Source organism: Roseateles flavus (assembly GCF_039872765.1).
Taxonomy (GTDB): Bacteria; Pseudomonadota; Gammaproteobacteria; order Burkholderiales; family Burkholderiaceae_C; genus Roseateles_B; species Roseateles_B flavus.
The window spans coordinates 75,709-87,957 of sequence record NZ_JBDPZC010000003.1; the positions used below are offsets into that span (position 1 = coordinate 75,709).

A 12,249-nucleotide genomic window follows, 5' to 3' on the forward strand; every position below is an offset into this window, starting at 1 on the left:
CGCGGTCAAGCGGCGAGGAACAGTTCCTGGAGATCGCTGAGGAAGTCGAAGCCCCGCGGCGTGGCGCAGATGCAGGCGGGATCGGCCAGCAGCAGGCCCTTCTCGCGGCCCGCCGCCATGGCGCGCGCGATGCTCGAGGGTGGCAGGCCGGTGCGCTCCAGGTACTGCTGCAGGCCCACACCGTCCTTCAGGCGCAGTGCGTTGAGCATGAACTCGAAGGGCAGCTCGGCCCGCTTGACCTCATGTTCGTTGGAGACGGCCTTGCCGGCCAGTGCCTCGCGCTGATAGGCCGCCGGCTCGCGCCAGCGCACCTGGCGCAGCACCCGATGCGGGAAGGACAGCTTGCTGTGCGCCCCGGCCCCGATGCCGAGATAGTCACCGAACTGCCAGTAGTTGAGGTTGTGGGCGCAGCGATGCCCCTCGCGCGCATAGGCCGAGACCTCGTAGCGCTGCAGGCCCTGGCTGCCGGTGCGGGCGGTGATCAGGTCCAGCATGTCGCTGGCCAGGTCGGCATCGGGCACGGGCGGCGGCTCGACGGCGAAGCGCGTGTTGGGCTCGATGGTCAGGTGGTAGACCGAGAGGTGCGGCGGCCGGAAGGCCAGAGCCTGGCTCAGGTCCTGATCCAGCTCGGCGAGGGTCTGGTCAGGCAGCGCGTACATCAGGTCGATGTTGAAGGTCTCGAAGACCTCGGCGGCCTCGGCCACCGCGGCGCGGGACTGTGCCCCATCATGCACGCGGCCCAGGCGCTTGAGCTTGGCATCGTCGAAGCTCTGCACGCCGATGGACAGGCGCGTCACCCCGGCCTCGCGGAAACCGCGAAAGCGGTCCTTCTCGAAGGTGCCGGGGTTGGCCTCCAGCGTGATCTCGCAGCCGGGCTCGAGCGGCAGACGGGCGCGGATGTCCGACAGCAGCTCGGCGATCTGCTCGGGTGCGAAGAGGCTGGGCGTGCCGCCGCCGATGAAGAGGCTCACCACCGGTCGGCCCCAGATCAGGGGCAGCGCGGCTTCAAGGTCGGCCCGCAGCGCGGCCAGGTAGGCGCGCGCGGTGTCCACCGGCAGGCTGGCGCTGCCACCGGCTTCGGCGCGCCATTCGTGCGAGTTGAAATCGCAGTAGGGGCACTTGCGCAGGCACCAGGGCAGGTGGACGTACAGCGAGAGCGGCGGCAGGGCCGGCAGGTTCAAGGTGCCGGGGCGCATCAGCTCGGCCAGCCGATCGGGATGGGACATGGTCAGACTCCTGGCGCCGCCCAGCGGCCGGCGTCCATCACATTCAAGACAGCTGCCAGACCTCGCGGAACTGCTGCAGCAGGCTGGCGGAGGCCAGCGCGCGGTGGCTCAGGCGGTTCTTGGTGTCAGCGTCCAGCTGGGCCACGGACTGGCCCAGTGCCGGGATGAACATCAGGGGATCGTAGCCAAAACCGCCCTCGCCCGCGGCCTCGCGGCGGATCTCGCCGTTCCAGCGGCCCATGGCGATCAGGGGCTCGGAGTCATCGGCGCTGCGCACGGCGACCAGGGCACAGACGAAGCGCGCGCTGAAGGGCGCGGCATGCCCGCCCAGGGCCAGCTGCTCCAGCAGGACGCGGTTGTTGTCAGCATCGCTCTTGGGCTGGCCGAAGAGCGTGGCATAGCGGGCCGACAGCACGCCGGGCGCACCGCCCAGGGCGTCGACGCTGAGGCCGGAATCGTCCGCCAGGGCCGGCAGACCGCTGGCCGCCGCGGCATGGCGAGCCTTGGCCAGGGCGTTCTCGACGAAGGTGTGATGCGGCTCCTCCGCCTCCGGAATGCCCAGCTCGCCCTGTGTGACGAGGGCCAGGCCAAGAGGCTGGAACAGCGTCTGCAGTTCCTTCAGCTTCTTGGCGTTGTTGGAGGCCAGCACCAGCTTCATGATCGATTCCTCGCGAGCGGGCTCACGCCAGGCCCAGCGCCTGGCGCTGAGCGGCGAGCAGATCGCGGATGCCCTTGTCGGCCAGGTCCATCAGCGCATTCATCTCGGCGCGACTGAAGGCGGCGCCCTCGGCCGTGCCCTGCAGTTCGACGAAGCCGCCGCTGCCGGTCATGACCACGTTCATGTCGGTGTCGCAGGCCGAATCCTCGGTGTACTCGAGGTCCAGCAGGGGCGTGCCCTCGACAATGCCCACCGAGATGGCCGCCACGGCGTCCTTGATGGGCGAGCGCGAGATCTTGCTCTGGGCCAGGAGCCAGCTGACGGCATCATGCGCGGCCACGTAGGCGCCGGTGATGGCGGCGGTGCGGGTACCGCCGTCGGCCTGGATCACGTCGCAGTCCAGGTGGATGGTGCGCTCGCCCAGGGCGGCCAGGTCGAAGACGCAACGCAGCGAGCGGCCGATCAGGCGCTGGATCTCCTGCGTGCGACCACTCTGCTTGCCGCGGGCCGCCTCACGGTCGCCACGGGTGTGGGTGGCGCGAGGCAGCATGCCGTACTCGGCAGTGACCCAGCCTTCGCCCGAGCCCTTCTTGTGCGGGGGCACGCGCTCCTCGACGGAGGCGGTGCACAGCACCTTGGTGTTGCCGAACTCGATCAGCACGGCACCTTCGGCGTAGCGGGTGTAGTGGCGGGTGATGCGCACAGGGCGCAGGGCATCCGCGGCGCGCTCTTCGGCGCGTCGGAAAGTCGCAGTCATGGGGAACCCTTTCAGGCTTGTTTCTTGCCGGCGCGGCGGATCGCTTCCTGGATCTCGCGCACGCTGTTCTCGATCTCGGCTTCGCTCAGCTCGGCACCAGCCTCGCCGCGTGCCTGGATGGTGGAGGCGAAGGAGTCTTCGTCCAGCCCTTCGGTGGAGATGGAATCCAGGGCTTCCTGTTCCTCATCACCTTCCCACTCGACGGCCAGCGCGGTGACGTTGTCACAGCGGGCACCGCCATTGCGCAGGGCCTGCTCCACCAGCTCCGGCACGGCATCGGAAATGATGCGGGCAGAGAGGCACTGGGCGATGCTGGTGTCGGCCACGGTGCTCCACAAGCCGTCGGAGCACAGCAGGATGCGGTCGCCCGCTTCCAGGGGAATGGGGCCGCAGATGTCCACCATGGGCTTGCCGGGGCTGCCCAGGCAGGTGAAGAGCACGTTGCGGTTGAAGCGCTCCGAGCCTTGCGCCGCATGGCGGCCCAGGGCCTCCTGGAGCTCGCTGTAGGAATGGTCGCGGGTGCGGGCCATCAGCTCGCCGTTGCGCAGCATGTATAGGCGCGAATCGCCGCAATGGGCCCAGTAGGCCACGCCACGCTGCATGGCACAGACCACGATGGTGGTGCGCGGCGTGTCCGGCAGGCCCTTTTCCTGGCTGTAGCGCAGCAGCTGCTGGTGGGCGATCTGCACCGCGTCGTCCAGGAACTGGGTGGGATTCTTCAGCACGGGCTGCGCCTCGCGCTGGAACATGCTGGCCACGGTGACCAGGGCCATCTGCGCCGCCACCTCGCCCTCGGGGTGCCCGCCCATGCCGTCTGCCAGCACGAAAAGGCCCGCGTCGCGGGTGTAGCAATAGCCCATGCGGTCTTCGTTCTTCTCGCGACCGCCGCGGCGACTCACCTGGTAGACGCCGAACTTCACGCCTTGGCTCCGGTCTTCAGGTTCTCCAGTTGAAGCTTGAGGCGCTCGCTGAAGCTCAGCTTCGTGTAGCGCCGCTCGGTTTCACGAGCCAACTCCTTCTGCAACGCAAAGACGCTTTGCGGGCGGGACAGGGGGTCCAGAGACATGCACCATTCGGTGACTTCGATGAGATTGTCCGAATACACGTTGCGCAGGCGCGAGAGGCTGAGGCTGAGTCGGTCTTTTTCCAGACGCTGGGGGGCGTCGTTGGGCGGATAGCCCTGCATGCAGGCGTAGATGCAGGCGCCGATGGCGTAGATGTCGGTCCAGGGACCCAGGGAACCGTCCCGGCGGTACATCTCCGGCGCAGCAAAGCCCGGGGTGTACATGGGCCGGATGAAGTTGCCTTCCTTGGACAGCACTTCGCGGGCCGCGCCGAAATCCAGCAGCACGGCCTTGTTGTCATTGGTGATGAAGATGTTCGCGGGCTTGATGTCCAGGTGCAGCATCTTGTGCTGGTGCACGATGCGCAGGCCCTTGAGGATCTCGTCGAACAGCGAGCGGATGGTGGATTCCCGGAAGACCTTGTCCCGCTTCAGGTCCCGGGCGGTCACGATGAAGTCCTGCAGGGTGTCCCCCTGCAGGTAGTTCATGACCATGTAGACGGTCTCGTTCTCGCGCAGGAAGTTCAGCACCGAAACCACGCTCGGATGCGAAATCTGCGCCAGCGAGCGCCCTTCCTCGAAGAAGCTGCGCAGGCCGAGGCGGTACAGGGGCTGCTTCTCCGGCTTGACGCGCGGCGTCAACTCGCCGGGCGAACGCTCGGCCAGAGAGGCAGGCAGGTACTCCTTGACGGCAACGAGGTGGTGGTCAGGATCTTCAGCGAGATAGACCACGCCGAAGCCGCCTGCTGCCAGTTTCTTGACGATCTGGTAGCCCCCGACCACGGTTCCCGCAGGCAAAGGGGCCGGTTTCGGCTTTGACATAATCGAGTTTTGCTTGCTCCACCGATAGCTCATGCCAGTTTACAGCATGACGGGTTACGCCAGCGCCTGTGCGCAACCCGTCCCACACCCCGAAACCGGCGTCCAATCCGCTGCCAGCGTGAGCGTGGAGGCCCGATCCGTCAATGGGCGTTTCCTCGATCTCAGCTTCCGCATGCCAGAAGACCTGCGCGGTCTTGAACCCGCATTGCGTGACATCGTCGGGCAACACATCAAGCGCGGCAAGATCGAGATTCGTATCAACACGCAACGAGATGCTGACAGTGGCTGGCCCCAACCCCAGCCCGAGCAGCTCAACCGCCTGGCCCGGCTGGAGGGCACGGTGCAGACCTGGCTGCCCAAGGCCCAGGGCCTGACGGTGCATGAAGCCCTGCAATGGTGCCGCGGCGGCACGCCCAGCGAGAAGCTGGACGAAGCCACCGTCGACGCCGCCCGCCGCTGCCTGCTGGGCCTAGTGGAGGCCCGGGAGCGCGAGGGCGAGAAGCTGGTCGCCATCCTGATGGAGCGCATCGGCGCCCTGCGCCAGCTGGCCGACCAGGCCGAGCCCCTGGTACCGGCCGTGGTGCAGCGCCAGCAGCAGCGATTCCTGGAACGCTGGCAGGAAGCCCTGGCCAGCACCGGCGCCGCCCAGACGCTGCCCGAGGAGGCCCTGCGCGAGCGGGCGCTCAACGAGGCCGCGGCCTACGCCATCCGCATCGACGTGGCCGAGGAGCTGGCCCGCCTGCGCGCTCACCTGGACGAGATCAGCCGCCTGCTGAAGAAGGGCGGCGAGCTGGGCAAGCGTCTGGACTTCCTGATCCAGGAGCTGCACCGCGAGGCCAACACGCTGGGCTCGAAGTCCGCCGCACTGGAACTGACCAATGTGTCGGTGGAAATGAAGGTCGCCATCGAGCAGATGCGCGAGCAAGTGCAGAACATCGAGTAAGGCCGGGCCCGCGTCCACGCGGGCCATTCATTGCCATCCTGGGAAGGACGGCAATGGACGCTGACTTTTCACGTTAGCAAGTCGCACCCCCTCTCGCCCCCCTCTGGCCCCCTCTCTCGCACGCCCTGTCCGGACGAGCACCCGCAGACAGCGCGCAAGACCTGACCCTGTGACATCCGTTCACACCGTCGCCCCTCCCTGCTTGGAGAGGTTACGCACCACCAGACGCATTCCTAGACTGGCCCTGCCAAATGCAGCAATGAGCGCATGGCGTCAACAGTCATCCATAGGAGAAACGTCTGATGAGCACGACCACCACTGAAATCAGCCAAACCTTGAAGGCATGCCTGAGCGGCCTGGCGCAGGGCGGCTCCGAAGTCGATCTGGTGAACGAGGACACCAATCTGTTCGACGTGGGCATCGACTCGATGAACATGACCGAGCTGGTGCTGCGCATCGAGGAACACTTCGGTCTGATGCTGATGCCCGAGGAGTTGTCGGCGGACCTCTTCACACGCTACAGCCGCCTGGTGGACTTCGTCCAGCGGAAGCTGACCCATGAATGAGATCGGCATCGTCGCCTCCTCGGCCTACGTGCCGGCGGCCAGCCGCGGTCTCGTGCAGCTCCTGGTCGAAAGGCAGCCGCACGCCGAAGGCCGGACGGCTCGCTTCCTGCAGGCCTGCTTCGAGGAAAACCTGCGCATGCACGGCATCGCAAGAACGGCGCTGGACACCGCGCAGGCCGGGCATGACGCGCCGACCCTGCAGGAAGTGACCGGCATGGTGGCCGTGGCCAGCGAGCCGGCCCTCGAGGCCTCCGAGCTGCTGCTGCGGGTGACGCGGGACCTGCTGCAGCCTGCCGGGGAGGCGACGGTGCCACCTGTGTCGACCTTTCTGGTCTGCCACACCTGCCTGGAGAACGACGTCACGATCTCGGCCGCCTGCCGGCTGCAGTCCGAGCTGCAACAGGGCCGCGTGCCCTTTGCCATCGGGCAGCTGCAGGGGGCGACCTTCCTCATGGCCCTGTCCCTGGCGGCGGACCTGATGGCCACGAGCACGGACGACAGGATCGTCGTCGCCGCGGCCGAGCGCTGGTCCTGGCCCTACACGCGAGTGATCGGGCACACCACGCTGCTGGGCGACGGCGCCGGCGCGGTGCTGCTGGAACGCGGCTGCACACGGGGATGGATGCTGCGCGCCGTCCGCGTGCAGACGCCGCCGCCCACGGCCGAGGTCTACCGCCACATCATCCAGGGCCAGCCGCTGCCACTGAACCTGGACGGCCTGTGCGCCCTGATCCTGGACACCCTGCGCGAGGCGGGCTGCAGCCCCCGGGACATCGCCATCCTCGTGCCGCACCAGATCAGCCGCCACCTCGCCGACTGCGTGCGCCGCCGCTGCGGACTGCACAAGGCCTGGTGCGGACCGGCCGACATCCTGGACGGCGGCTATCTCTGCGCCGCAGAGGTGCCTGTGCGCATGCACAGGCTGCTGCAGCAAGCCGTCGCCCACCCAGGCGATCGCATGCTGCTGTGGGGACTGGGTTTCGAAGGTGCGCTGGCCTGCGCGGTTCTCGAGTATGTGGATCAAGGAGTGAGCCATGGGAATCACTGAGACCTTGCCCGCCGTCGGCATCCCCGACATAGCCTGCTACCTCCCGGAGCGCAAGGTGTCGGTCGAGGAATGGGGGCAGCGCACCGGGCAGTCCGAGCAGCGCATCCGGGCCATGCTGGCCAATGGCGTCCGCTGCTTCCATGACGCGATGTCGCAATCACCCGTGGACATGGGCATCAAGGCAGTGCGACTGTTGATGACCAAGGCCCACATCGCGCCGCGCAGCGTGGACCTGCTGATCTACACCCACACGGTGCAGAGCAGCATCGCGCCGCCGCCCACCAGCACCGCGGGGCACATCCAGGCCTCCTGCGGGCTGCAGAACGCACTGAGCTTCTCCATCGCGCAGCAGAACTGCGTGTCGCCCATGCTGGCGGTGCGCATCGCCCGCCAGATGATGGCGCGGCACGAGCACCTCCAGCGCGCCATCATCGTGTCCGTGGACCTGATGGGCACGGCTGCGGACGCCATCCGCGGCATCCTGGACCTCTCGCTGCACAGCGATGGCGCCAGTGCCTTCCTGGTCGAGCGTGAGGCGCCCCGCAACCAGGTGCTGGGCTACCACTTCTTCACCGACGGCCGCTTCTTCCGCGGCACCGACGAGAACCACGACCTGGTGCCGGACGAGAAGTACCACTGGTCCTGCTTCGCCACCATGCGCTCGGCGCTGCAGCAGGCCGGCCTGCGACCCGCAGACCTCACACGCATCCTGCCCAACCACGTGAACATGGAGGGCTGGCGACTGGTCCTGTCCATGCTGCGCCTGCCGCCCGAGCGGCTCTACACCGACAACTTCGCTCGCATCGGCCACGTGTTCGGCTGCGATCCCTTCATCAACTTCCTGCACGAGCGCAAGACGTCGGGCGGTCACTACCTGCTGTTCAGCAGCGGGCTGGCTGGCTGCTTCGGCGCCCTCGTCCTGAAGCACTGAACCTGAGGCAGGACACCCCATGCAACGATTCTCCTGGAAGGCCCAGGCGGGCCACATGCCCTGGTTTGGCGAAGTGCGGACGGCCCTCTCCCTGAGCGCCCACCTGCTGCTCGGGCAGGTCGCCCTGATGCTGATGCCCTTGATGGACCTCTTCACCGTGGGGCCGCTGGGCTCGGCCGCACTCGCGGCGGTGGGCCTGCTCAACAGCTTCACCGCCCTGCTGCTGCTGTTCTGCTTCGGCGTGATGCAGGCCATTGCCCCGCTGACGGGCGCTGCGCTGGCACGGGCCGATGGCCGGCAGGGGGCGCGGCAGATCCTGTCCCAGGGGCTGCTGCTCGCCTCCGTCATGGGCCTGGCGGCCGCCATGGCCACCCAGCTCTTCGCCTTCGCCGTGCCGCGGCTCGGGCAGGCCCCTGCGGTCGTGCAGGCCTTGCGCAGCTATGCGGACACGCTGGCCCCGGCCCTGCTCCCGGCCGCCTGGCTCACCGCCTGGCGCGTGGCCTATCCGCTGCTGGGTCAGGCACGTCTCCTGGCCCTCACCCTGATCGCCTGCTCACTGCTGCATGGCCTCGCCAACCGCCTGCTGGTCCACGGCCTGGGCGAGCTGGACGGCTTGGGGCTCGCGGGCCTGGGATGGAGCTACCTGCTGAGCTACGGCCTCGCCGCCCTCTGTTTCGCCTGGCAGGACGGACGGACAGCGCTGGCGGCACCTGCAGCACCTGCAGCGCCGCCCCCGCCGGACACGGCCGCACCGGCCTGGATCCCCCGGCTGCTGGCCATCGGCCTGCCCATCGGCGCGGTCATGGCCATCGAGTACACGCTGTTCACCGGCGCCACCCTGCTGATGGGCCGTCACGGCGGACAGGCACTGGCCGCCCACGCCATCGCGCTGCAGTGGGTGACCCTGGCCTTCATCGTCCCGCTGGCCATGTCAAACACGGTGCTCACCCGGCTGTCCCTGGCCCTGGGCCGCACAGATGCCGACGAGGTGCGGCGCGTGGTCGGCGTGTCCTGTGGCATCGCGCTGGCTTTCCACGTGGCCATCGCCCTGGTCTATGTGCTGACGCCGGCGCCGCTGGCCGGCTGGCTGCTGCCGGCTGGCCACCAGGACCGCGAGGCCCTGCTCGACATCGCGACGCCCCTGCTGCAGCTGGCCGCCCTGCTGCAGGCCTTCAACGGCATGGCCGTCGTCTTCGCCGCCGTGCTGCGGGCCTGCCGGGACACCCGTGCCCCACTGCTCCAGGTCTTCGCCGGCTACTGGATCGCCGGACTCGGCAGCGCCTGGCTGCTGGGCGAGGTGCTGGGCCCGGTCGGCATCTGGCTGGGCATGTGCCTGGGCTTCGGCCTGACCATCGTTCTCCTGCTGCGTCGCGTGCGCCAGCGACTGCTCAACCTGTCTGACATCTTCCCCCAACCGGAGGTAGCTCATGCGCAATCTCGTTGAACTCATCTGCAACAGTGCCGCGCGCACACCGAAGGCGGAGGCGCTGGTCGACGGCGAACGCCGGACCGACTACGCCACGCTGCGCAACCGGGTCCTGGCTGGCGCGGCCGGGCTCCGCGCCCGCGGCCTGGCGCGCGGCGAACGCATCGGCCTGCTCCTGGACAAGCGCCAGGAGACCGTCGAAGCCTTCTTCGCGATCACCGCGGCCGGCGGTGTCTGCGTGCCCATCAATCCCCTGCTGAAGGCGGACCAGGTCGCCCACATCCTGAGGGACAGCGGCGCGCGTGGCCTCGTCAGCTCGGCCACGCGGGTGTCCCTGCTGGCCGCCGACAGGCCCGCGCTGCCCGAGCTGCGCGAGGTCTTCCTCGTCGACCAGGTCCGCAGCACGCCCGTGACCCTGGGGCAGGCCGCCACGGTGCGCTGGTCCGTCCTGCTGGACCATGTCCCCTGCGATCCGGGCGACAGCGGCACTATCGACAGCGACCTCGCCGCCATTCTCTACACCTCAGGCTCCACCGGCATGCCCAAGGGCGTCATGCTGACCCACCACAACCTCCTGGAGGGGGCCTGGAGCGTGGCCCACTACCTGGGCAACGGCCCGACGGACCGCATCCTGTCGGTGCTGCCGCTGAGTTTCGATGCCGGCCTGAGCCAGCTCACCACGGCCTTCCATGCGGGCGCCGCCGTGGTGCTGCTCAACTACATCGCGCCAGGTGACGTGGTCCAGCTGTGCGAGCGTGAGCGCATCACCGGCATCACGGCGGTGCCGCCGCTGTGGATCCAGCTCTGCGGCGCCTCCTGGCCCGCGGCAGCGACACGCCACCTGCGCTACTTCGCCAACACCGGCGGGCGCATGCCCCGCCCCGTGCTGGAGCGCCTCCGCGCCCTGTTCCCGCAAGCCAGCCCTTTCCTGATGTACGGCCTGACTGAGGCCTTCCGCTCGACCTACCTGGACCCCGCGGAAGCCGCACGGCGCCCGGATTCCATCGGCAAGGCCGTGCCCAATGCGCGCATCCTGGTCGTCAGGCCCGACGGCAGCCCCTGCGCCGCCAACGAGGTCGGCGAGCTGGTGCACGTGGGCGCCTTCGTGACCAAGGGCTACTGGCGCGACCCGGAGCGAACGGCCCTGCGCTTTCGCCCGTCTCCCGAGCCCCGGCCCTGCCCGGAGCTGCCGCCCGAAACGGCGGTGTGGTCGGGTGACCTGGTGCGCCGCGATGCCGAGGGCTTTCTCTACTTCGTCGGTCGCAACGACGGCCTGATCAAGACCTCCGGCTACCGCGTCAGTCCCGAAGAGGTCGAGGAGGCCGTGCTGGCCAGCGGCCTGGTGGGCGAGGTGGTGGCCCTGGGCCTGCCCGACGAGCGCCTGGGCCAGGTCATCGCGCTGGTGGTGGCGCCGGTGCCCGGCCTCGCGGCCGATCCCGAGGCCATCCTCGCGCACTGCAAGCAGCGCCTCCCGCCCTACATGGTGCCGCACGCGGTGCATGTGCGAGAGGCCATCACCCGCAACCCCAATGGCAAGTTTGATCGCACAGGCCTGCTGCACGAGTACAGCAGCGGCAAGGAGTCGGCATGAGCATCTTTGAAAGTTACAAGGCCCCCCAGGGCGTCCTCGAGATCGGGGGCCTGCCCCTGCCAAGACTGGCCGAACGGGCCGGTCAGACGCCCTTCTTCGTCTACGACCGCAGCAAGCTCGGCGAGCGCGTGGCCCTGCTGCGCCAGATGCTGGCGCCGGAGCTGCGCATCCACTATTCGATCAAGGCCAACCCCATGCCGGCCCTGGTCCAGCACATGGCCTCGCTGGTCGACGGCTTCGACGTGGCCTCGGCCGGAGAGATGCGCATGGCCCTGGACGCCGGCATGCCGGCCCGGCATGTCTCGATGGCGGGGCCGGGCAAGTCCTCGCAGGACCTGCGCGGCGCCGTGGGCGCGGGGGTGACCGTCACGCTCGAATCGGCCCACCAGCTGGAGGCCGTGGAGCGCATCGGCCGGGAGCTGGGCGTGCGGCCGCGCGTGGGCCTGCGCATCAATCCGGACTTCCAGCCGCGCAGCAGCGGCATGCGCATGGGCGGCGGGCCCCGCCAGTTCGGGGTCGATGTCGAGCAGGCGCCCGCGCTGTTGAAGGTCATCGCCGAGCGCGACCTCGACTTCGTCGGCTTCCACGTCTTCTGGGGCTCGCAGTGCCTGGACCCCGGTACGGTGATCGCCGCCCAGCGCCACGTCGCCGAGCTGGTCATGCGCCTGGCCGACCTGGCCGGCGACAGCCTGGAATTCGTCAACATGGGCGGCGGCTTCGGCATCCCCTACTTCGACAACGAGCGCCCGCTGGACATCGGCGCCGTGGGCGCGGCCATGCAGGAATGGCTGACGCCCCTGCGCCGGCGTCTGGCCGGCACGCGGCTGATCCTGGAGTTCGGGCGCTACCTGGTGGGCGAGGCCGGCCTCTATGTGTGCCGGGTGCTGGACAAGAAAGTCTCGCGCGGCGAGACCTTCCTGATCACCGACGGCGGCCTGCACCACCAACTGGCGGCGTCAGGCAACTTCGGCCAGGTCCTGCGCCGCAATTACCCGGTGGCCATCGGCAACCGCATGGACAGCGGGCAGACCGAGACCTGCCATGTGGTGGGCTGCCTGTGCACCCCGCTGGACCGGCTGGCCGACAACGTGGTGCTGCCGGCCGCCGAGATCGGCGACCTGTTCGTGGTGGCCCAGTCCGGCGCCTACGGCCGCAGCGCCAGCCCGAGCGCCTTCCTGAGCCATCCCCTGCCTGTCGAGATCCTGGTGTAGCGCCAGA

General features: G+C 68.7%; 12 protein-coding genes. 7 read left to right on the plus strand and 5 right to left on the minus strand.

Features of this window, described 5'->3' with window-relative positions; all coding sequences use genetic code 11:
* Positions 1–5 precede the first annotated feature (5 nt).
* The 5 genes from hemW to ABDJ40_RS08250 are packed head-to-tail and all read right to left on the minus strand — an operon-like array spanning position 6 to position 4,526.
* A complete protein-coding gene (gene hemW / locus ABDJ40_RS08230; RefSeq protein ID WP_347608658.1) occupies positions 6–1,226 on the minus strand; it encodes a radical SAM family heme chaperone HemW in 1,221 nt (406 codons plus the stop codon).
* A 43-nt stretch (positions 1,227–1,269) separates the two neighbouring features.
* Positions 1,270–1,884 (minus strand): RdgB/HAM1 family non-canonical purine NTP pyrophosphatase, encoded by a 615-nt coding sequence (gene rdgB, locus ABDJ40_RS08235; RefSeq protein WP_347608660.1) that lies wholly within the window; start codon positions 1,882–1,884, stop codon positions 1,270–1,272.
* Between the two features lie 22 nt (positions 1,885–1,906).
* Entirely contained in the window at positions 1,907–2,641 is a 735-nt protein-coding gene (gene rph / locus ABDJ40_RS08240) for a ribonuclease PH (protein ID WP_269629513.1), read from the minus strand.
* Positions 2,642–2,652: 11 nt separating this feature from the next.
* The gene (locus ABDJ40_RS08245) at positions 2,653–3,561 is read right to left on the minus strand and encodes a PP2C family protein-serine/threonine phosphatase (RefSeq protein WP_183102785.1); all 909 of its coding nucleotides are present in this window, start codon (positions 3,559–3,561) and stop codon (positions 2,653–2,655) included.
* A complete protein-coding gene (locus ABDJ40_RS08250; RefSeq protein WP_183102784.1) occupies positions 3,558–4,526 on the minus strand; it encodes a serine/threonine protein kinase in 969 nt (322 codons plus the stop codon). Before ABDJ40_RS08250 ends, ABDJ40_RS08245 begins: the two co-directional genes overlap by 4 nt.
* A gap of 31 nt (positions 4,527–4,557) precedes the next feature.
* Here ABDJ40_RS08250 and ABDJ40_RS08255 point away from each other — a divergent pair, with 31 nt between their 5' ends.
* From ABDJ40_RS08255 to ABDJ40_RS08285, 7 genes are all read left to right on the plus strand, one after another.
* Positions 4,558–5,469, plus strand: a complete 912-nt coding sequence (locus ABDJ40_RS08255; RefSeq protein ID WP_347608663.1) for a YicC/YloC family endoribonuclease — start codon at positions 4,558–4,560, stop codon at positions 5,467–5,469.
* 302 nt (positions 5,470–5,771) lie between these two features.
* Positions 5,772–6,035 carry an acyl carrier protein gene (locus tag ABDJ40_RS08260; protein WP_347608665.1) on the plus strand — a complete coding sequence of 88 codons (264 nt, stop codon included), beginning with the start codon at positions 5,772–5,774 and terminating at the stop codon, positions 6,033–6,035.
* A complete protein-coding gene (locus tag ABDJ40_RS08265) occupies positions 6,028–7,083 on the plus strand; it encodes a 3-oxoacyl-[acyl-carrier-protein] synthase III C-terminal domain-containing protein (protein ID WP_347608667.1) in 1,056 nt (351 codons plus the stop codon). Before ABDJ40_RS08260 ends, ABDJ40_RS08265 begins: the two co-directional genes overlap by 8 nt.
* The gene (locus ABDJ40_RS08270) at positions 7,070–8,014 is read left to right on the plus strand and encodes a 3-oxoacyl-ACP synthase III family protein (RefSeq protein ID WP_347608669.1); all 945 of its coding nucleotides are present in this window, start codon (positions 7,070–7,072) and stop codon (positions 8,012–8,014) included. Before ABDJ40_RS08265 ends, ABDJ40_RS08270 begins: the two co-directional genes overlap by 14 nt.
* 19 nt (positions 8,015–8,033) lie before the next feature.
* The gene (locus ABDJ40_RS08275) at positions 8,034–9,458 is read left to right on the plus strand and encodes an MATE family efflux transporter (RefSeq protein WP_347608671.1); all 1,425 of its coding nucleotides are present in this window, start codon (positions 8,034–8,036) and stop codon (positions 9,456–9,458) included.
* Positions 9,442–11,031, plus strand: a complete 1,590-nt coding sequence (locus ABDJ40_RS08280) for an acyl-CoA ligase (AMP-forming), exosortase A system-associated (protein ID WP_347608673.1) — start codon at positions 9,442–9,444, stop codon at positions 11,029–11,031. Before ABDJ40_RS08275 ends, ABDJ40_RS08280 begins: the two co-directional genes overlap by 17 nt.
* Positions 11,028–12,242, plus strand: coding sequence for a pyridoxal-dependent decarboxylase, exosortase A system-associated (locus ABDJ40_RS08285; RefSeq protein WP_347608675.1), 1,215 nt, complete (start codon positions 11,028–11,030; stop codon positions 12,240–12,242). Before ABDJ40_RS08280 ends, ABDJ40_RS08285 begins: the two co-directional genes overlap by 4 nt.
* Positions 12,243–12,249 lie beyond the last annotated feature (7 nt).

Bases quoted from the DNA above. Each gene is read 5' to 3' on its own strand.
- hemW (WP_347608658.1), bottom strand. From the start codon at position 1,226: ATGTCCCATCCCGATCGGCTGGCCGAGCTGATGCGCCCCGGCACCTTG.
- rdgB (WP_347608660.1), bottom strand. From the start codon at position 1,884: ATGAAGCTGGTGCTGGCCTCCAACAACGCCAAGAAGCTGAAGGAACTG.
- rph (WP_269629513.1), bottom strand. From the start codon at position 2,641: ATGACTGCGACTTTCCGACGCGCCGAAGAGCGCGCCGCGGATGCCCTG.
- ABDJ40_RS08250 (WP_183102784.1), bottom strand. From the start codon at position 4,526: ATGTCAAAGCCGAAACCGGCCCCTTTGCCTGCGGGAACCGTGGTCGGG.
- ABDJ40_RS08255 (WP_347608663.1), top strand. From the start codon at position 4,558: ATGCCAGTTTACAGCATGACGGGTTACGCCAGCGCCTGTGCGCAACCC.
- ABDJ40_RS08260 (WP_347608665.1), top strand. From the start codon at position 5,772: ATGAGCACGACCACCACTGAAATCAGCCAAACCTTGAAGGCATGCCTG.
- ABDJ40_RS08265 (WP_347608667.1), top strand. From the start codon at position 6,028: ATGAATGAGATCGGCATCGTCGCCTCCTCGGCCTACGTGCCGGCGGCC.
- ABDJ40_RS08270 (WP_347608669.1), top strand. From the start codon at position 7,070: ATGGGAATCACTGAGACCTTGCCCGCCGTCGGCATCCCCGACATAGCC.
- ABDJ40_RS08275 (WP_347608671.1), top strand. From the start codon at position 8,034: ATGCAACGATTCTCCTGGAAGGCCCAGGCGGGCCACATGCCCTGGTTT.
- ABDJ40_RS08280 (WP_347608673.1), top strand. From the start codon at position 9,442: ATGCGCAATCTCGTTGAACTCATCTGCAACAGTGCCGCGCGCACACCG.
- ABDJ40_RS08285 (WP_347608675.1), top strand. From the start codon at position 11,028: ATGAGCATCTTTGAAAGTTACAAGGCCCCCCAGGGCGTCCTCGAGATC.